The organism is Citrobacter sp. Cf132 (assembly GCF_030333885.1).
Lineage (GTDB): Bacteria > Pseudomonadota > Gammaproteobacteria > Enterobacterales > Enterobacteriaceae > Citrobacter > Citrobacter freundii.
This window is the reverse complement of record NZ_JAOWFA010000071.1, coordinates 590,427-609,041: the sequence shown is the minus strand read 5'-3', so window position 1 is coordinate 609,041 and position 18,615 is coordinate 590,427. Positions and strand designations below refer to the sequence as shown.

Annotated in this window: 16 protein-coding genes; 11 read left to right on the top strand and 5 right to left on the bottom strand. The window is 51.3% G+C overall.

Annotated features, from left to right (window positions below; all coding sequences use genetic code 11):
* Window positions 1–456: 456 nt before the first annotated feature.
* A complete protein-coding gene (ampG, locus tag OGV85_RS23440) occupies window positions 457–1,932 on the bottom strand; it encodes a muropeptide MFS transporter AmpG (protein WP_003847579.1) in 1,476 nt (491 codons plus the stop codon).
* 44 nt (window positions 1,933–1,976) lie between these two features.
* Complete coding sequence (locus OGV85_RS23435; RefSeq protein ID WP_003021617.1) at window positions 1,977–2,555, bottom strand: lipoprotein; 579 nt, start codon at window positions 2,553–2,555, stop codon at window positions 1,977–1,979.
* Window positions 2,556–2,860: 305 nt separating this feature from the next.
* On the opposite strand from OGV85_RS23435, the gene bolA reads away from it, so the two are divergent.
* The 9 genes from bolA (at window position 2,861) to fadM (ending at window position 13,276) form a co-directional block, all read left to right on the top strand.
* Entirely contained in the window at window positions 2,861–3,178 is a 318-nt protein-coding gene (gene bolA / locus OGV85_RS23430; RefSeq protein WP_003021619.1) for a transcriptional regulator BolA, read from the top strand.
* Between the two features lie 343 nt (window positions 3,179–3,521).
* The gene (gene tig, locus OGV85_RS23425; RefSeq protein ID WP_003021622.1) at window positions 3,522–4,820 is read left to right on the top strand and encodes a trigger factor; all 1,299 of its coding nucleotides are present in this window, start codon (window positions 3,522–3,524) and stop codon (window positions 4,818–4,820) included.
* 247 nt (window positions 4,821–5,067) lie between these two features.
* Window positions 5,068–5,691, top strand: coding sequence for an ATP-dependent Clp endopeptidase proteolytic subunit ClpP (gene clpP / locus OGV85_RS23420; protein ID WP_003021624.1), 624 nt, complete (start codon window positions 5,068–5,070; stop codon window positions 5,689–5,691).
* 126 nt (window positions 5,692–5,817) lie between these two features.
* Window positions 5,818–7,092: an ATP-dependent protease ATP-binding subunit ClpX gene (gene clpX, locus OGV85_RS23415; RefSeq protein WP_003831013.1), complete on the top strand. Its 1,275-nt coding sequence runs from the start codon at window positions 5,818–5,820 to the stop codon at window positions 7,090–7,092.
* 184 nt (window positions 7,093–7,276) lie between these two features.
* The gene (lon, locus tag OGV85_RS23410; protein WP_003021627.1) at window positions 7,277–9,631 is read left to right on the top strand and encodes an endopeptidase La; all 2,355 of its coding nucleotides are present in this window, start codon (window positions 7,277–7,279) and stop codon (window positions 9,629–9,631) included.
* A 190-nt stretch (window positions 9,632–9,821) separates the two neighbouring features.
* Window positions 9,822–10,112, top strand: a complete 291-nt coding sequence (hupB, locus tag OGV85_RS23405; protein ID WP_219352570.1) for a nucleoid-associated protein HU-beta — start codon at window positions 9,822–9,824, stop codon at window positions 10,110–10,112.
* Window positions 10,113–10,379: 267 nt separating this feature from the next.
* Window positions 10,380–12,254 (top strand): peptidylprolyl isomerase, encoded by a 1,875-nt coding sequence (ppiD, locus tag OGV85_RS23400; RefSeq protein ID WP_016149702.1) that lies wholly within the window; start codon window positions 10,380–10,382, stop codon window positions 12,252–12,254.
* 146 nt (window positions 12,255–12,400) lie between these two features.
* A complete protein-coding gene (locus OGV85_RS23395) occupies window positions 12,401–12,775 on the top strand; it encodes a helix-hairpin-helix domain-containing protein (RefSeq protein WP_003021633.1) in 375 nt (124 codons plus the stop codon).
* A 102-nt stretch (window positions 12,776–12,877) separates the two neighbouring features.
* Window positions 12,878–13,276: a long-chain acyl-CoA thioesterase FadM gene (fadM, locus tag OGV85_RS23390; RefSeq protein WP_003021636.1), complete on the top strand. Its 399-nt coding sequence runs from the start codon at window positions 12,878–12,880 to the stop codon at window positions 13,274–13,276.
* 117 nt (window positions 13,277–13,393) lie between these two features.
* Here fadM and queC read toward each other — a convergent pair whose 3' ends face one another.
* Together queC and OGV85_RS23380 are read right to left on the bottom strand one after the other, a co-directional pair.
* Window positions 13,394–14,089, bottom strand: a complete 696-nt coding sequence (gene queC / locus OGV85_RS23385) for a 7-cyano-7-deazaguanine synthase QueC (RefSeq protein WP_061547926.1) — start codon at window positions 14,087–14,089, stop codon at window positions 13,394–13,396.
* Window positions 14,090–14,154: 65 nt separating this feature from the next.
* Entirely contained in the window at window positions 14,155–15,855 is a 1,701-nt protein-coding gene (locus OGV85_RS23380) for an SgrR family transcriptional regulator (RefSeq protein ID WP_061547931.1), read from the bottom strand.
* A gap of 226 nt (window positions 15,856–16,081) precedes the next feature.
* Here OGV85_RS23380 and cof point away from each other — a divergent pair, with 226 nt between their 5' ends.
* Entirely contained in the window at window positions 16,082–16,900 is an 819-nt protein-coding gene (cof, locus tag OGV85_RS23375) for an HMP-PP phosphatase (RefSeq protein WP_054528151.1), read from the top strand.
* 50 nt (window positions 16,901–16,950) lie between these two features.
* Here the strand turns inward: cof and OGV85_RS23370 are convergent, their stop codons facing one another.
* Complete coding sequence (locus OGV85_RS23370; RefSeq protein WP_220132166.1) at window positions 16,951–18,006, bottom strand: PLP-dependent cysteine synthase family protein; 1,056 nt, start codon at window positions 18,004–18,006, stop codon at window positions 16,951–16,953.
* Between the two features lie 116 nt (window positions 18,007–18,122).
* Here OGV85_RS23370 and OGV85_RS23365 point away from each other — a divergent pair, with 116 nt between their 5' ends.
* A complete protein-coding gene (locus OGV85_RS23365; protein ID WP_003021649.1) occupies window positions 18,123–18,581 on the top strand; it encodes an Lrp/AsnC family transcriptional regulator in 459 nt (152 codons plus the stop codon).
* Window positions 18,582–18,615 lie beyond the last annotated feature (34 nt).

Genomic DNA, 18,615 nt, shown 5'->3' with positions numbered 1-18,615 from the left:
AACGACCTCAATTCCACGGGACCGGGTGGCGTTTAAAGTGTGAGGGCATTTTACGGGAAGGTTACATTACTGTAAACATCCTTGGATCTGTGTTACTGGGTTCTGCCGTGCATGTCACATATGTTGCAATATATGTCGCTTTGACTTTAAGAACCTGTTGCAACATCACGTTATAACGAAAGCAGGTAGGTGGGGGACAGGCTGAGGGCAATTGGTATAACCAATACGAAAATAAAACAATTGTTTAACAATTGATTATCAATAAAAAGACAAATTGGGAACAAAAAATAAATCTGTAGTGGCTGAATCGAGTAAGGAAAATAAAATATATAAAAGGCGTCAATAATTTCCAAATTCTTTGGCGCACAAAATAACAAATATTATTTTTATCAATTGTTGTTTATTTAGCCGTTATAATTACGCAGGGTGATTACAACGGCTTATTAATACGGTTTTTTACGCCAGACGGTTTTTGCGCAGAGCCAGATAATCCAGCAATCCACCAAAAATCACCCCGCAGACCGCGACCGCCACCGAGACTTCAAGCAGTTCCGGCAGGAAGGAGAAGTTGGTGTAATCCAGCGCGTTCATGGTTAACAGTAGCAGCCAAACCAGCAGCAAGCAGCAACCCACTACCAACGTCATTAATGCCAGACTGTACGCTCCACGAAATTCCGTACGCGGAATAAAGCTTTCATTTTGCCAGCTATGTTCCAGGGTCTGGCGACATACCAGCAGCAGTATGAGGCCGGGGATCGCGGCAAACACGGAGAACAGATAAAACGTCGGCCAGCCGTGTGCTTCGACAAACCAACCCGCTACCGGGCCAACATAAACGCGACCAACGGCTGAAAGCGCGGAGAGCAGGGCGAACTGGGTCGCTGAGAAGGACTTATTGCACAGCGTCATTAATAAAGCGACAAACGCCGCTGTGCCCATTCCGCCACACAGGTTTTCAAAGAAGACGGCGGCCGCCATACTGAACATGTGTTTGTCAGTGATGGACAATAGCCAGTAGCCTGCATTTGACGCCCCTTGCAGGATGCCAAATATCAGCAATGCGCGGAACAGCGAAAGGCGCTGCATCAGGATCCCACCGTACAATGCACCAACGATGGTTGCCAGAAGCCCGAGCGTTTTATTCACCACACCAACCTCACCCGCATCAAATCCAACGCCGCGGATCAAAAAGGTGGTGGTCAGGCTCATGGCGAAGGCATCCCCGAGCTTATACAGCACAATAAGCAGCAGGATAAGCCAGGCGTTGTTACGACCAAAGAAGTCTCGCAGCGGAGCCGCAACCGCCTGTTCCAGCGTTTTAGGTACCGGAATGGTGTCAGTCGGTTCAGGTGCTAACAGGGTGGCGATGATACAAGGAATTAACAGCGCTGCCATCAGCCAGTACATCCCTTGCCAGCCCAGCCAGCGATCGGCCATCCACAGGGCCAGTCCGCCTGAAACCAGCATCCCTAATCGATAGCCCAGCACGCTGATTGCCGCGCCGGTGCCGCGTTCTTCTGCGGGCAACACGTCGGTTTTCCAGGCATCAAAGACGATATCCTGCGAGGCCGAGCAAAAAGCGATCACTACTGCGAGTGCGGCCATCCAGCGTAACTGTGTGCCAGGCTCCAGAAAGCCCATCGCGGCGATAGAAATTAACAACAGCGCCTGGGTCGCCAGCAGCCAGCCGCGACGTCGACCTAAAAACGGTGGCGTGTAACGGTCCATCAACGGGGACCAGAGAAACTTAAATACGTAGGCCTGACCTACCAGGGAAAAGAAACCGATGGTTTTAAGATCGATATTCTCGACCGTCATCCACGCCTGAAGCGTACCGGAGGTGAGTGCGAGCGGTAAACCGGAGGCGAACCCCAGAATAAGCAGGATAGCTGAACGTGGTTGCTGAAAAATACGTAAGTAATGACTGGACATGGGCTTCTATAGGCCCGACGAACGCCGGGCCATATGGGCAGAAATTAACGAGCGTTCTGCTTGATGAAATCGTGAACGCTGGTGTCCTGAGACATATCAGCGATGGTGTCGGTCAGCACGCTGTTAACGGCGTCAGCGATATTTTTGTTAGAGGCCTGCAGTGCGCCTTCAACAGAATAGCTTGCGCGGTAGTTTTTGGTCATCTTGTTGCCGTTAGCAGCGGTCGCAATGATGGCGATATCTGCTTTGGTGGCAATGTTATAGCGCACGCTACCCTGAGACACGTCAGCGTACAGCTGGCTAACAATGATTTGCAGGTTTACAGCGCCGTTTGGTCCAATCATATAACCGCGTGCGGTCATCTGTTTTTCCAGTACTTCTTGCAGCAGGAAGCGCAGATCGCGGGACGCAGTCAGCGTAACCAGCTGGTTGTCGCGGGTGACTTTTGCCAGCGCTTGATCCTGACGCTGGTCGGCACCGTTGATGCTAACGGTCACGCCCATCAGGCTTGGGTCCTGCTGTGGCAGGGTAATTTTCGGGGAGACTTCAATAGTGGTCGGCGGCGTTGCGCATCCAGCTAACATGAACATCGCGACTAACGGGAAGAGGATTTTTTTAAACATGCCAGGGCTCTCAGCGAATCTAAATTGTATGGTTAGAGAAAATTCCCGCCATCATAACATCGCCAACGATGAGGGGAAGTGGGTAACGCATGTAAATTCATTGTGTTGTCCGTTTTATGACTTTGTGGAGACCATAAACGGACTTTTTGCAATAAAACGAAGTGAGGATTCAGTGAACTTCATCCGTTTGGCTGAGAAAATCAGACAAGCGCTAATTTTTTGTTGCTAAGGTGTAATGAAAACGGTAAAAGCGGCTAGTATTTAAAGGGATGGGTGACATCTCAGCGTTGTCGGAGGAAAATTTCATGATGATTCGTGAGCAAATAGAAGAAAAATTAAGGGCAGCGTTCGAACCCGTGTTCCTCGAAGTTGTGGATGAAAGCTATCGTCACAATGTCCCGGCTGGTTCTGAAAGCCACTTTAAGGTTGTGCTGGTTAGCGATCGCTTTACAGGTGAACGTTTTCTTAATCGTCATCGGATGATTTACAGCACGTTAACGGCGGAGCTTTCCACAACCGTTCATGCACTTGCCCTGCATACCTACACCATTAAGGAGTGGGAAGCGTTGCAGGATACGATTTTTGCATCGCCTCCGTGTCGTGGGGCGGGAAGCATCGCGTAAAACGGATTTGCAACAACCGACGCTTTTCCAGTATGTTGCTACAGATTATGTGAAAACGGCCTGCGGGCCGTTTTGTTTTGTCTGAATTCTGGGGCAGTCGTACAGTATTCAGACAAAAATTAGCCGGGAATTGTGAAAAAAGCCGCAGCAACGCGCGATAACCGTTCTCGACTCATAAAAGTGATGCCGCTATAATGCGCGTCTTATTTTTCGGAATGTCTTCGGGATGATTCTGACGACAGGGAATGTGATTGCTTATGAGAACATCCCAGTTCCGCGAAGCCAACAACCTGTGCTTGCGGAGAAGAGTTGACCGAGCACTGTGATTTTTTGAGGTAACAAGATGCAAGTTTCAGTTGAAACCACTCAAGGCCTTGGCCGCCGTGTAACGATTACTATCGCTGCTGACAGCATCGAGACCGCTGTGAAAAGCGAGCTGGTCAACGTAGCGAAGAAAGTGCGTATTGACGGTTTCCGCAAAGGAAAAGTACCGATGAATGTTGTTGCTCAGCGTTATGGCGCATCTGTTCGCCAGGACGTTCTGGGCGACCTGATGAGCCGCAACTTCGTTGACGCGATCATCAAAGAAAAAATCAATCCGGCTGGCGCACCGAACTACGTTCCGGGCGAATACAAACTGGGTGAAGATTTTACTTACGCGGTAGAGTTCGAAGTTTACCCGGAAGTTGAGCTGACTGGTCTGGAAGCAATCGAAGTTGAAAAACCGGTTGTTGAAGTCACCGACGCTGACGTTGACGTGATGCTGGATACCCTGCGTAAGCAGCAGGCTACCTGGAAAGACAAAGACGGCGCTGCTGATGCAGAAGACCGTGTAACCATCGACTTCACCGGTTCTGTAGACGGCGAAGAGTTCGAAGGCGGCAAAGCGTCTGACTTCGTACTGGCGATGGGCCAGGGTCGTATGATCCCAGGCTTTGAAGAAGGCGTTAAAGGCCACAAAGCTGGCGAAGAGTTCACTATCGACGTGACTTTCCCGGAAGAGTACCACGCTGAAAACCTGAAAGGTAAAGCCGCTAAGTTCGTTATCAACCTGAAGAAAGTTGAAGAACGCGAACTGCCGGAACTGACTGAAGAATTCATCAAACGTTTCGGCGTTGAAGATGGTTCCGTAGCAGGTCTGCGCGCTGAAGTACGCAAAAACATGGAACGCGAGCTGAAAGGCGCAGTGCGTAACCGCGTTAAGTCTCAGGCGATCGAAGGTCTGGTAAAAGCTAACGACATCGACGTTCCGGCTGCGCTGATCGACAGCGAAATCGACGTTCTGCGTCGTCAGGCTGCACAGCGTTTCGGCGGCAACGAGAAACAAGCTCTGGAACTGCCGCGTGAACTGTTCGAAGAACAGGCTAAGCGTCGCGTAGTTGTTGGTCTGCTGCTGGGCGAAGTGATTCGCACCAACGAACTGAAAGCTGACGAAGATCGCGTTAAAGGCCTGATCGAAGAGATGGCTTCTGCTTACGAAGATCCGAAAGAAGTGGTTGAGTTCTACAGCAAAAATAAAGAGCTGATGGACAACATGCGTAACGTCGCTCTGGAAGAGCAGGCTGTTGAAGCCGTTCTGGCGAAAGCGAAAGTGACTGAAAAAGCCACTTCCTTCAACGAGCTGATGAACCAGCAGGCGTAATTCGTCGCTTTTTTAGCTCGAATTTCGTACGCAAGCCCGTCACCTTTTGGTGGCGGGTTTTTTTTTGTCACGCATTTTGCATGGGAAGAGTGCGAAAACAGCGTTTCAGTGTTAGCGTTACAACAAAAGATTGTTATGCTTGAATTATGGCGATGTCGTACCCATTACTGAGGGACTAGCTGATAATCCGTCCATAAGGTTACAATCAGCACAGCAGGTTTTTTCAAATTTTATCCAGGAGACGGAAATGTCATACAGCGGCGAACGAGATAACTTTGCACCCCATATGGCGCTGGTGCCGATGGTCATTGAACAGACCTCACGTGGTGAGCGCTCTTTTGATATCTATTCTCGTCTACTTAAGGAACGCGTCATTTTTCTGACCGGCCAGGTCGAAGACCATATGGCTAACCTGATCGTGGCGCAGATGCTGTTCCTGGAAGCAGAAAACCCAGAAAAAGATATCTACCTGTACATCAACTCCCCTGGTGGAGTGATCACTGCCGGGATGTCTATCTATGACACCATGCAGTTTATTAAGCCGGACGTCAGCACCATTTGTATGGGCCAGGCGGCCTCAATGGGGGCGTTCCTGCTGACCGCCGGGGCGAAAGGCAAACGTTTTTGCCTGCCTAACTCTCGCGTCATGATCCACCAGCCTCTGGGCGGTTACCAGGGCCAGGCAACGGATATTGAAATTCATGCCCGTGAAATCCTGAAGGTAAAAGGGCGCATGAACGAACTTATGGCGCATCATACGGGTCAATCTCTTGAGCAGATTGAACGTGATACCGAGCGCGATCGCTTCCTCTCCGCTTCTGAAGCGGTAGAGTACGGTCTGGTCGACTCGATTTTGACCCATCGTAATTAATGCCCAGTGCGCAGGTGTGCCGCTATAATTACCTGGAGCGGCACAACGCTGACTAGCGTCTTGCGCCTGAGAATGGCATTTGCGTCGTCGTGTGCGGCACAAAGAACAAAGAAGAGGTTTTGACCCATGACAGATAAACGCAAAGATGGCTCGGGCAAATTGTTGTACTGCTCTTTTTGCGGCAAAAGCCAGCATGAAGTGCGTAAGCTGATTGCCGGTCCATCCGTGTATATCTGCGACGAATGTGTTGATTTATGCAACGACATCATTCGCGAAGAGATTAAGGAAGTAGCACCGCACCGTGAACGCAGTGCGCTGCCGACGCCACATGAAATTCGCAACCACCTGGACGATTACGTTATCGGTCAGGAGCAGGCGAAGAAAGTGCTGGCGGTCGCGGTATACAACCATTACAAACGTCTGCGCAACGGCGACACCAGCAATGGGGTTGAGTTGGGCAAAAGTAACATCCTGCTGATTGGCCCGACGGGTTCCGGTAAAACGCTGCTGGCTGAAACGCTGGCGCGCCTGCTGGATGTGCCGTTCACTATGGCCGACGCCACCACGCTGACCGAAGCCGGTTATGTGGGTGAAGATGTTGAAAATATTATTCAGAAACTGTTGCAGAAGTGCGATTACGACGTGCAGAAAGCACAGCGTGGGATCGTCTATATCGATGAAATCGACAAGATTTCTCGTAAGTCTGATAACCCGTCCATTACCCGTGACGTTTCTGGCGAAGGCGTACAGCAGGCGCTGTTGAAACTGATCGAAGGTACGGTTGCTGCCGTTCCGCCGCAGGGTGGTCGTAAACATCCTCAGCAGGAATTCCTGCAGGTTGATACCTCCAAGATCCTGTTTATCTGCGGTGGTGCCTTTGCCGGTCTGGATAAAGTGATTGCTAACCGTGTTGAAACTGGCTCCGGCATTGGTTTTGGCGCAACGGTAAAAGCACAGTCTGATAAAGCCAGCGAAGGTGAACTGCTGTCGCAGGTCGAACCGGAAGATCTGATCAAATTTGGTCTGATCCCTGAGTTCATCGGTCGTCTGCCGGTTGTGGCAACCCTGAGCGAACTGAGTGAAGAAGCGCTGATTCAGATCCTCAAAGAGCCGAAAAATGCCCTGACCAAGCAGTATCAGGCGTTGTTCAATCTTGAAGGTGTTGATCTGGAGTTCCGTGAGGAAGCGCTGGATGCGATCGCCAAGAAAGCGATGGCGCGTAAAACCGGTGCCCGTGGTCTGCGTTCTATCGTCGAAGCCGCGCTGCTCGACACCATGTACGATCTGCCTTCGATGGAAGACGTCGAAAAAGTGGTGATCGACGAGTCGGTGATTGGCGGCCAGAGCAAGCCATTGCTGATTTACGGTAAGCCGGAAGCACAACAGGCATCTGGCGAATAATTCATCAATTCATACAGACATTTAATTAAAAAGGGGGGATTTTATCTCCCCTTTTATTTTTCCGTAAACATGGCGTTGAATGTGTGGGAAACATCCCCATATACTGACATACATGTTAAAGGTGGTGTGAAGCACAGTCGTACCACCTGATTACCTGGCGGAAACTAAACTAAGAGAGAGCTCTATGAATCCTGAGCGTTCTGAACGCATTGAAATCCCCGTATTGCCGTTGCGCGATGTGGTGGTTTATCCGCACATGGTCATACCCTTATTTGTAGGGCGGGAAAAATCTATCCGTTGTCTGGAAGCGGCTATGGACCATGATAAAAAAATCATGCTGGTCGCACAGAAAGAAGCGTCAACGGATGAGCCGGGTGTAAACGATCTTTTCACCGTCGGGACCGTGGCCTCTATTTTGCAGATGCTGAAACTGCCTGACGGCACCGTAAAAGTGCTGGTCGAGGGGTTACAGCGCGCGCGTATTTCAGCGCTGTCTGACAACGGCGAGCACTTCTCTGCGAAAGCAGAGTACCTTGACTCGCCTGCTATTGATGAGCGCGAACAGGAAGTGCTGGTGCGTACTGCTATCAGCCAGTTTGAAGGCTACATCAAGCTGAACAAGAAAATCCCACCAGAAGTGCTGACGTCGCTGAACAGCATCGACGATCCTGCACGTCTGGCGGACACCATCGCAGCGCACATGCCGCTGAAGCTGGCTGACAAACAGTCCGTGCTGGAGATGTCCGACGTTAACGAACGTCTGGAATATCTGATGGCGATGATGGAGTCTGAAATCGATCTGCTGCAGGTTGAGAAACGCATTCGCAACCGCGTGAAAAAGCAGATGGAAAAATCCCAGCGTGAGTACTATCTGAACGAGCAGATGAAAGCTATTCAGAAAGAGCTCGGCGAGATGGACGATGCGCCGGACGAAAACGAAGCGCTGAAGCGTAAGATCGACGCGGCGAAAATGCCGAAAGAGGCAAAAGAGAAAGCGGAAGCGGAACTGCAGAAGCTGAAAATGATGTCTCCGATGTCGGCGGAAGCGACCGTAGTGCGTGGCTACATCGACTGGATGGTTCAGGTACCGTGGAATGCGCGTAGCAAGGTCAAAAAAGACCTGCGTCAGGCGCAGGAAATCCTCGATACCGACCATTACGGTCTGGAACGCGTCAAAGATCGTATCCTTGAGTATCTCGCGGTCCAAAGCCGTGTGAATAAAATCAAGGGGCCGATCCTGTGTCTGGTTGGGCCGCCGGGGGTAGGTAAAACTTCTCTGGGGCAGTCCATCGCTAAGGCGACCGGGCGTAAATACATCCGTATGGCGCTGGGCGGCGTGCGTGATGAGGCTGAAATTCGCGGTCACCGCCGGACCTATATCGGTTCTATGCCGGGTAAACTGATCCAGAAAATGGCTAAAGTGGGCGTTAAAAACCCGCTGTTCCTGCTTGATGAGATCGACAAAATGTCTTCCGACATGCGTGGCGATCCGGCTTCCGCACTGCTTGAGGTGCTGGATCCAGAGCAGAACGTGGCGTTCAGCGATCACTACCTGGAAGTGGACTACGATCTCAGCGACGTGATGTTCGTTGCGACCTCTAACTCCATGAATATTCCGGCGCCGTTGCTGGATCGTATGGAAGTGATCCGTCTGTCCGGTTATACCGAAGACGAGAAGCTGAATATTGCAAAACGTCACCTGTTGCCGAAACAGATTGAGCGTAACGCGCTGAAAAAAGGTGAGCTGACGGTCGACGATAGCGCCATTGTAGGCATTATTCGTTACTACACCCGTGAAGCGGGTGTGCGTAGTCTGGAGCGCGAAATCTCCAAACTGTGCCGTAAAGCGGTGAAACAGCTGCTGCTCGACAAGTCGCTGAAACATATCGAGATTAATGGCGATAATCTGCACGACTATCTGGGCGTACAGCGCTTTGATTATGGCCGCGCGGACAACGAAAACCGCGTTGGTCAGGTAACCGGCCTGGCGTGGACGGAAGTGGGCGGCGATCTGCTGACCATCGAAACCGCCTGTGTACCGGGTAAAGGTAAGCTGACCTACACCGGTTCTCTGGGTGAAGTAATGCAGGAATCCATTCAGGCTGCACTGACCGTTGTGCGTGCGCGTGCGGAAAAACTGGGTATTAATCCGGATTTTTACGAAAAACGTGACATTCACGTTCACGTACCTGAAGGAGCGACGCCGAAAGATGGCCCAAGTGCGGGTATTGCGATGTGTACCGCGCTGGTTTCTTGTCTTACCGGTAACCCGGTTCGCGCCGACGTGGCGATGACCGGCGAGATCACCCTGCGTGGTCAGGTTCTGCCAATCGGTGGTTTGAAAGAAAAACTGCTGGCGGCACACCGTGGCGGTATTAAAACGGTCTTAATTCCTGATGAGAACAAACGTGACCTGGAAGAGATTCCGGATAACGTAATTGCCGATCTGGACATCCATCCGGTGAAACGCATTGAGGAAGTTCTGGCTCTTGCGTTGCAAAATGAACCCTCTGGAATGCAGGTTGTGACGGCAAAATAGTGACCTCGCGCAAAGAGCATTAATAAAAACAGGGCTGGCAGGCCATTTCGGGCTTGCCAGCCTTTTTTTGTATAGCTAATTTAGATGACGGATTAGGCTTGCCATCATTAACGGGTGTTGTAAGGGCATGGCAGGCCTGATATAACTGCTGCGCGGTCGCACTTTGAAGGATTCAGGTGCGATATAAATTATAAAGAGGAAGAGAAGAGTGAATAAATCTCAACTGATCGACAAAATTGCTGCAGGGGCTGATATCTCTAAAGCTGCGGCTGGACGTGCGTTAGATGCAATTATTGCTTCTGTTACCGAATCTCTGAAAGAAGGTGATGACGTAGCGCTGGTAGGTTTTGGTACTTTTGCCGTTAAAGAGCGTGCTGCCCGTACTGGTCGCAACCCGCAAACAGGTAAAGAGATCACCATTGCCGCGGCTAAAGTACCGGGCTTCCGTGCAGGTAAAGCACTGAAAGACGCGGTAAACTAAGTGATTTCCCCTTTGGGGATGTGACGAAGTACAAGGGCGCATCGACTGATGTGCCTTTTTTATTTGTAATTCCGGTACTTTCTACGTGTTGTGGGCTGACAATTACCCCTGTTTCTTGTCACAATAGGCCTTTGTGCGCAGCGTTCAGGAAACGCTATGCTGCGTGAAGCATATATACTCATAATCCTTGCCGCCGTTGTTGTGTCAACGCGCAGGCGGCTTTAGAGATAACGCGTATAGTCATCTACAGCGGAGTGTGGTTACACCATGATGGACAGCTTACGCACGGCTGCTAACAGTCTCGTGCTCAAGATTATTTTCGGTATCATTATCGTGTCGTTCATTTTGACCGGCGTGAGTGGTTACCTGATTGGCGGGGGCAATAACTTCGCCGCCAAAGTGAATGGCCAGGAGATCAGCCGCGGGCAGTTCGAGAATGCGTTCAACAGCGAACGTAACCGCATGCAGCAACAGCTGGGCGATCAATACTCCGAGCTGGCCGCGAACGAAGGTTACATGAAAACGCTGCGTCAGCAGGTGCTGAATCGTCTTGTTGACGAAGCGCTGCTGGATCAGTATTCCCGCGAGCTTAAGCTCAACATCAGCGACGATCAGATTAAACAGGCTATTTTTGCCACGCCTGCTTTCCAGGTCGACGGTAAATTTGATAACAACCGCTATAACGCAATTGTTAATCAGATGGGCATGACCGCAGATCAGTACGCTCAGGCATTACGTAATCAGCTTACTACCCAGCAGCTGATTAATGGCGTTGCCGGTACAGACTTTATGCTGAAAGGCGAAACGGACGAACTGGCGGCGCTGGTCGCACAGCAGCGGATCGTGCGCGAGGCGACGATTGACGTTAACGCACTGGCCGCGAAGCAGTCTGTTACCGAGCAGGAAGTTGCCAGCTACTACGAGCAGAATAAAAACAACTTTATGACGCCGGAACAGTTCCGCGTGAGCTACATCAAGCTGGATGCTGCTGCTATGCAGGAGACGGCCAGCGATGCTGATATTCAGTCTTACTATGACCAGCATCAGGATCAGTTCACTCAGCCGCAGCGTAACCGCTATAGCATCATTCAGACCAAAACTGAAGATGAAGCCAAAGCGGTACTGGACGAGCTGAATAAAGGCGGTGATTTTGCTGCGCTGGCGAAAGAAAAATCTGCCGATATCATCTCTGCCCGTAAAGGCGGCGATATGGGATGGCTGGAAGATTCCACCACCCCGGATGAGCTGAAAAATGCCGGTCTGAAAGAAAAAGGCCAACTGTCTGGCGTAATTAAGTCTTCCGTTGGTTTCCTCGTTGCGCGTCTTGACGACGTACAGCCTGCACAGGTTAAACCGCTGAGCGAAGCCCGTGACGACATTGCGGCAAAAGTGAAGCAGGAAAAAGCGCTGGATGCCTACTATGCGCTGCAACAGAAAGTCAGCGATGCGGCCAGCAACGATAACGAATCTCTGGCGGGTGCAGAGCAGGCAGCAGGTATGAAAGCGGTTGAAACGGGCTGGTTCAGCCGTGACAGCCTGCCGGAAGAACTGAATTTCAAACCAGTCGCTGACATCATTTTCAATGGTGGTCTGGTAGGCGAGAACGGTACACCTGGCAGTAACTCCGATATCATCACCGTAGATGGCGATCGCGCGTTCGTGCTGCGTATTGCAGAGCACAAAGCCGAAGCCGTGAAGCCACTGGCTGAAGTGAAAGAGCAGGTAACTGCGCTCGTTAAGCACAATAAAGCAGAGCAGCAGGCGAAGCTTGATGCCGATAAACTGCTGGCGGATCTGAAAGCCGGTAAAGGCGATGAAGCGATGAAAGCTGCGGGTCTGAGCTTTGGCGAGGCAAAAACGCTGAGCCGTACGGGTCAGGATCCGTTGAGCCAGGCTGCCTTTGGTCTGAGCCTGCCGGCGAAAGACAAGCCGAGCTACGGCGTAGCGAACGACATGCAGGGTAACGTTGTTCTGTTGGCGCTGGACGAGGTGAAAGCCGGTTCTATGCCTGAAGCGCAGAAGAAAGCGATGGTTCAGGGGATCACTCAGAACAACGCGCAGATTGTCTTCGAAGCGCTGATGAGCAACCTGCGTAAAGCCGCAAAAATTAAAATCGGTGATGCGCTGGAACAGCAGCAATAACCGAGGCAGTTCGCAAAAAATTGCAAAAAGTTGTATCTACCAAAGGCCGCTTTCGCGGCCTTTTCCATTTCTGATATTTGCCGTTTGTCTGCCGTTCTGCACCTCGCTATCGTGATTCCACTGTTAACAAACAAGGAGAAAACAGTATGAAACATGGAATCAAAGCCCTGCTTATCACTCTTTCATTGACCTGCGCTGGTATGGCCCAAACTGCATTGGCGGCTGAGCCTGTCGCCAAAAGCCAGGCGACACAAACCAAAGCGGAAAACTCAGGGGCGGCACAAAGCAAAGCCACACTGCCCGCTAAAGCAAGCGACGATGAAGGCACCAGGGTAAGCATCAACAGCGCTTCTGCGGAGGATTTAGCGCGAGTCATGAATGGCGTAGGTCTGAAGAAAGCGCAGGCGATTGTGAGCTATCGTGAGGAGTACGGACCGTTTAAAACGGTGGAGGACTTAAAGCAGGTACCGGGTATGGGCAGTTCGCTGGTGGAGCGTAATTTGGCAGTTTTAACACTTTAATAACTTGCACAGCGCTGAAAATTTGCCAGACTAGAGAGGTCATACCAGTTATGGCCTCACTACCCTGAATATATTCCTATAAAAACGTAAGGTTCCTGCGCTATGCAAACACAAATCAAAGTCCGTGGTTTTCATCTTGATGTCTATCAGCACGTCAACAACGCCCGCTATCTCGAGTTTTTGGAAGAAGCTCGCTGGGATGGTCTGGAAAACAGCGACAGCTTTCAATGGATGACTGCACATAACATCGCTTTTGTGGTCGTGAATATAAATATTAACTACCGTCGTCCAGCGGTGCTAAGCGACCTGCTGACCATCACTAGTCAGGTGCAACAGCTAAATGGCAAAAGCGGGGTGTTAAACCAGACAATTACCCTGGAACCGGAAGGGCAGGTAGTAGCTGACGCGTTGATTACCTTCGTCTGTATTGATTTGAAAACGCAAAAAGCGCTGCCGCTGGAAGGGGAGTTACGCGAAAAACTGGAGCAGATGGTGCAGTAGCTCAACGTTGCCTGATGGCGCTTCGCTTATCAGGCCTACGGGCGATATTGTGTACGATGAATGCTGTCGGTAGGCCGGATAAGGCGTTTACGCCGCCATCCGGCACTATTCACTCAATTATTTCAGGCCGGTTTTCTGCTTCATTGCCGCCATCACTGCCGGTTTATCCGCCAGATAATGGTTCAGGCCGTTGGCACGCAGATTACACGCCGCACAGTGACCGCAACCGTCACCTTTGATGCCGTTATAGCAGGTTAGTGTTTCTTCGCGTACCAGGTCCAGCTTGCCCCAGTAATCAGCCAGCGCCCAGGTTTCGGCTTTATCGATCCACATCAGTGGGGTTTCAAAGCGAATATCTTTCGCCATCCCCAGGCTTATGGCATGGTTCAGGGCTTTGACGAACTCATCGCGACAGTCCGGGTATCCAGAGAAATCCGTTTCACAAACGCCGGTAATGACTGCCTCTGCCTGCACCTGGTACGCGTAAATTGCTGCCAGCGTTAAGAACAGAATATTGCGTCCTGGCACAAAGGTATTGGGAATGCCGTTCGCATCCGGTTCGTAATCGGGTACCGGAATATTATCGCGGGTCAGGCTGCTGACAGCCAGTTCACTGAGCAGCGTGACATCAAGCACTTTGTGCGCGCGTGCGCCAAGTTTTAAGGCCAGGTCACGTGCGACATCAATCTCAGCGCGATGGCGCTGACCATAATCAAAGGTCACGCAGTGCACTTCATCATACTGATGCAGCGCTTGCGCCAGACAAGTCGTGGAGTCCTGACCTCCACTGAATACAACAACGGCACGTTTCATGGCTTTTCCTGACAAAATAACGAAGCCCTTATGGTAGCGCCTGGGCGTGTCGCCGACCAGCTTCTTCACGCTGAAGGAGGTGGCAGCCAGGCTTCGGTAAACTCAAACCAGCCACGAGGATTCAGGCGTACGCCGTTCACCCCTGGTGGCGCGCTGATGCGATAGTGATAATTGAACAGAGGCGTCAGGGTAGCATCATGCATTAGCGTGGCGAAAACTTGTTGTAAAGCCGCGTGGCGATCGTCCTCATCGGCCTGGATTTGTAGGGCATCCAGGGTCGTTTGCAGATGTGTGTATGCTGGTGCATTCAATACATGTGACCAGAGCTGATCGCAGCGCAACCACTGTTCGAGAGTATATTCAGGTGCTTCACCAATCAGCCTGTCGCCCATCATCAGGTCGGCCTGGGCTAGGGGATGATTGCCATCCCAGTTTTTAGCATTATGAAAAATAAGCGTTAATTCACAGCCGAGCAGAGCCAACGCATGGCAAAGCTGTTCAGCCATAGCGTGAAGTTCTACCGGTAGATGATAAGCCAGCGTCAGCTTTTCCGGTAATGCCACCTCGTCGAGTTCATCCCATTGCGGGATACTCCATCCGGGCAGCAGTGCATTGCTTGGCGTGATCAGATTTTCATCCACTTCAAGCGTTTGTAGTAGGGAAGAACGGTGGATAATATCGACCAGTCGACGAGCCTGCTGCGTATTCAGGCGCGCGCTTTTTCTTAGCGTGAGATAGCAAAAACCAAGGCTGATCCCGCTGCTTACCTGGCTTAGCATAGGTAACTCTTCGGGTTTACCAATCGCAATTTGCACCGGATGGCGGCAGCTGGTGCCCAAATCCTGGGAGAAGAGCTGCGGGGTTATCCAGTATTCAATGGCTTTTAGCAGCGGATGACTGAGGTGGTAGTGATCGTGACTCTCGATACGCACCAGCTCAGGAGTAAACAGTGTCAACCGGAACGGGCCGGTACCCACAAACGGGTGCTCAGGATGCGCCAGGTGACTGCTGTAGCTCGCCAGACGGTGCGCCAGCCAGAAGTCGGGACGATGCAGAATAAAGGTCAGACACTGGGGATGCGTCACTTCAATGCGCTTTACGCTGATAAACAGCTTATTCAGCGCAGGTAACTCTAACAGCTTCAGCAACTGTTGATGTAGCTGCGTGCTGCTTACCGTATCGCCGTTATGCCAATGCAGGGTGGAACGAATATAGAAATCCCAGCGCAGGCCGTCAGCGGAGATATTCCAGTGGTGGGCTAAGTCTCCACAGGGACGTTGCGTAGTGCTGTCAAATCGGGTCAGGCCAGAGAAAACTTGTCCAGCAAGGTGTTGCTCCGCGCGACCGGGGAGAAATCCAGGGTGCAAAGGGTCAAGCGGGCGGTAATAGGGGATACGCAGGGTTGGCGTGTCGTTTTGCCATTGGCCGCCCATAAACGGCTGTAGCAACGTTCTTAATTCTCCCGGTGCTAACTGAGCCAGTTCCAGCACGCTAAGCTGTTCTCCCTTTTGCAGCGCCTGTTCCATCATGGTGTTGCGCAGGGAATCCGGCGTCACCAAAAAGCGTAATTGCCCGCGTTTCCCACGCCCAGACTGGGCGTGCCACTCCAGCCAGCCAGCATCCTGCGCTTGCTTCAGCAGGGTTCGCACGTGGCGCTCACTGCAAAAACAGCGTTCGGCCAGTTCCCCAACGGTCATCGACTGCGGTTCGCCGTTCGAAGGCTGCCACAGGCGTTGGTATTGGTTCAGGCGATTCAACAATCTCATATACACTTCATCCTTCAAGCTGCCTCTTTGTTGGCTGCGTTTATTCACCCCAGTCACATACTGAAATGTATGCTCCTGGGCGTTCATTCACTTGCCGCCTTGATGCAACTTGAATGATTTTCTGTAATAAACCCGGAACAATTCATTTTATCTATTCACTATTACTTCCGTATATCTCAGGTGATACTGAATCACAAGTTAACCGCGTCACAGTGTGGAGAAAGAAATGGCTCGTCTGGCTGCATTTGATATGGATGGCACCCTTTTGATGCCGAATCACCATTTAGGTGACGAAACGCTTTCAACGCTGGCGCGCTTGCGTGAACGCGATATCACTCTGACATTTGCCACTGGCCGCCATGTGCTGGAAATGCGCCACATTTTGGGTTCTATCTCACTGGACGCCTTTTTGATCACCGGTAACGGCACGCGCATTCACTCTCTTGAGGGCGATGTGTTGCACCGTCAGGATCTGGATCCGAATGTTGCGGATATCGTGTTACATCAGAAATGGGATACCACCGCCAGCATGCATGTCTTTAATGACAACGGTTGGTTTACCGGACAAGAGATCCCCTCGCTGCTACAGGCGCATGTGTATAGCGGATTTCGCTATCAGATCGTCGATGTGAAACGTATTCCGGCTCATCAGGTAACGAAGGTCTGTTTCTGCGGCGATCATGAATCTCTGATCCAGTTGCGCATTCAACTGAATGAAGCGCTGGGAGAACAGGCGAATCTCTGTTTCTCCGCGGTTGATTGCCTTGAGGTACTACCACTGGGCTGTAACAAAGGATCCGCGCTGGCGGTGTTGAGTGACTACTTAGGATATTCAATGTCCGAGTGTATGGCGTTTGGCGATGCTATGAACGATCGCGAAATGTTAGGCAGCGTTGGGCGCGGCCTGATTATGGGTAACGCAATGCCGCAACTGATGGCTGAACTGCCTCATTTATCGGTGATTGGACATTGCCGTAATCAGGCGGTGTCACACTTTTTGACGCATTGGCTGGACAATCCGCATCTACCTTATTCCCCCGAATGAGAGATCCCTTCCAGCAAGCCAGACTTCGCGTCTGGCTTTTTTTTGTCTGCTTAATGTGTATTCAGCAACTGGGCAAGTTCCGCTTTCCACGGCGTTAAATCACCGATGTACGCGTCAACCCATTGCGGGTTGTAGTAGGTTTCCAGATAGCGTTCACCGCTGTCGCAGAGCAGCGTCACCAGTGAACCGGTTTCTCTGGCGTTGCGCATGCGCGCGGCAAGTTGCAGCGTTCCCCACATGTTGGTACCGGTTGAGGCACCGACTTTACGACCCAACTGCGTTTCCAGCCAGTGCGCGGTAGCCACGCTGGCGGCATCCGGCACGCGCAGCATTTCATCGACCACATCAGGAATGAAAGAGGGTTCTACGCGTGGACGCCCGATACCTTCAATTTTGCTTCCTACCGGGCTGCGCAATGTCGCATCGCGATCCTGCCAGAAGGGCAGAAATACCGAATTCTCCGGATCCACTACCATCAGGCGAGTATCGTAGCCCTGACAGCGGATATAGCGGCCAATGGTTGCTGAGGTGCCGCCGGTGCCGGCGCTCATCACGATATGGCGGGGAACGGGATTGGGCTCGCACTGCATCTGACGAAAAATGCTGTCGGCAATATTATTATTGCCACGCCAGTCGGTGGCGCGCTCAGCATAAGTGAACTGGTCCATGTAATGACCGTTCAGTTCACGCGCCAATTGTTCAGAGGCCGCGTAGATTTCGCAGGCGCTTTGCACGAAATGACAGCGACCGCCGTAAAATTCAATCTGTTCAACTTTACGTTTCGCCGTACAGGAAGGCATGACGGCAATAAACGGCAGCCCTAACAGTCGAGCGAAATAAGCCTCAGATACCGCCGTTGAACCGGACGATGATTCAATGATGGTGGTGCCTTCTTTGATCCAGCCATTGCACAATCCGTACAGAAACAGTGAGCGCGCCAGACGATGCTTCAGGCTCCCGGTCGGATGCGTGCTCTCATCTTTTAAATAGATCTGAATGCCCGGAAACGCCGGTAGCGACAGACGAATGAGATGCGTATCTGCAGAACGCTGATAATCCGCGTTGATTTCATTGATGGCGTTTTTAACCCAGGAGCTATTCATCATTAATAGATATCCGTTTGTCATTTTGTGCCCAGAATAGCGAAAAGCACGGAAAAAATTGTTGCCATTTAGCCTTTAAAATAGAATGTAAGTAGAAAATTCTTCTCTGTGGAGTGGATATGCTAGACAAAATTGACCGTAAGCTGCTTGGCTTACTGCAACAGGACTGCACCCTTTCTTTGCAGGCGTTAGCAGATGCCGTTAATCTGACTACCACTCCCTGTTGGAAACGCCTCAAACGGCTCGAGGATGACGGTGTTCTGCTGGGCAGAGTCGCCTTGCTGGATCCGGAAAAACTGGGGCTGGGCTTAACTGCGTTTGTGCTGATCAAAACTCAGCATCACAGCAGCGAATGGTATTGCCGCTTTGTCACTGAAGTGACCGGAATGCCCGAGGTTCTGGGGTTCTGGCGTATGGCAGGGGAGTATGATTACCTGATGCGAGTGCAGGTCGCTGATATGAAAAGCTACGATGAATTTTATAAGCGCCTGGTGAACAGCGTACCGGGCCTGTCTGACGTCACCTCCAGCTTTGCCATGGAACAGATTAAATACACAACTGCTCTCCCTATTGAATAATTCTCCCGGCGCTTATTGCCGGAAATTTTATCAG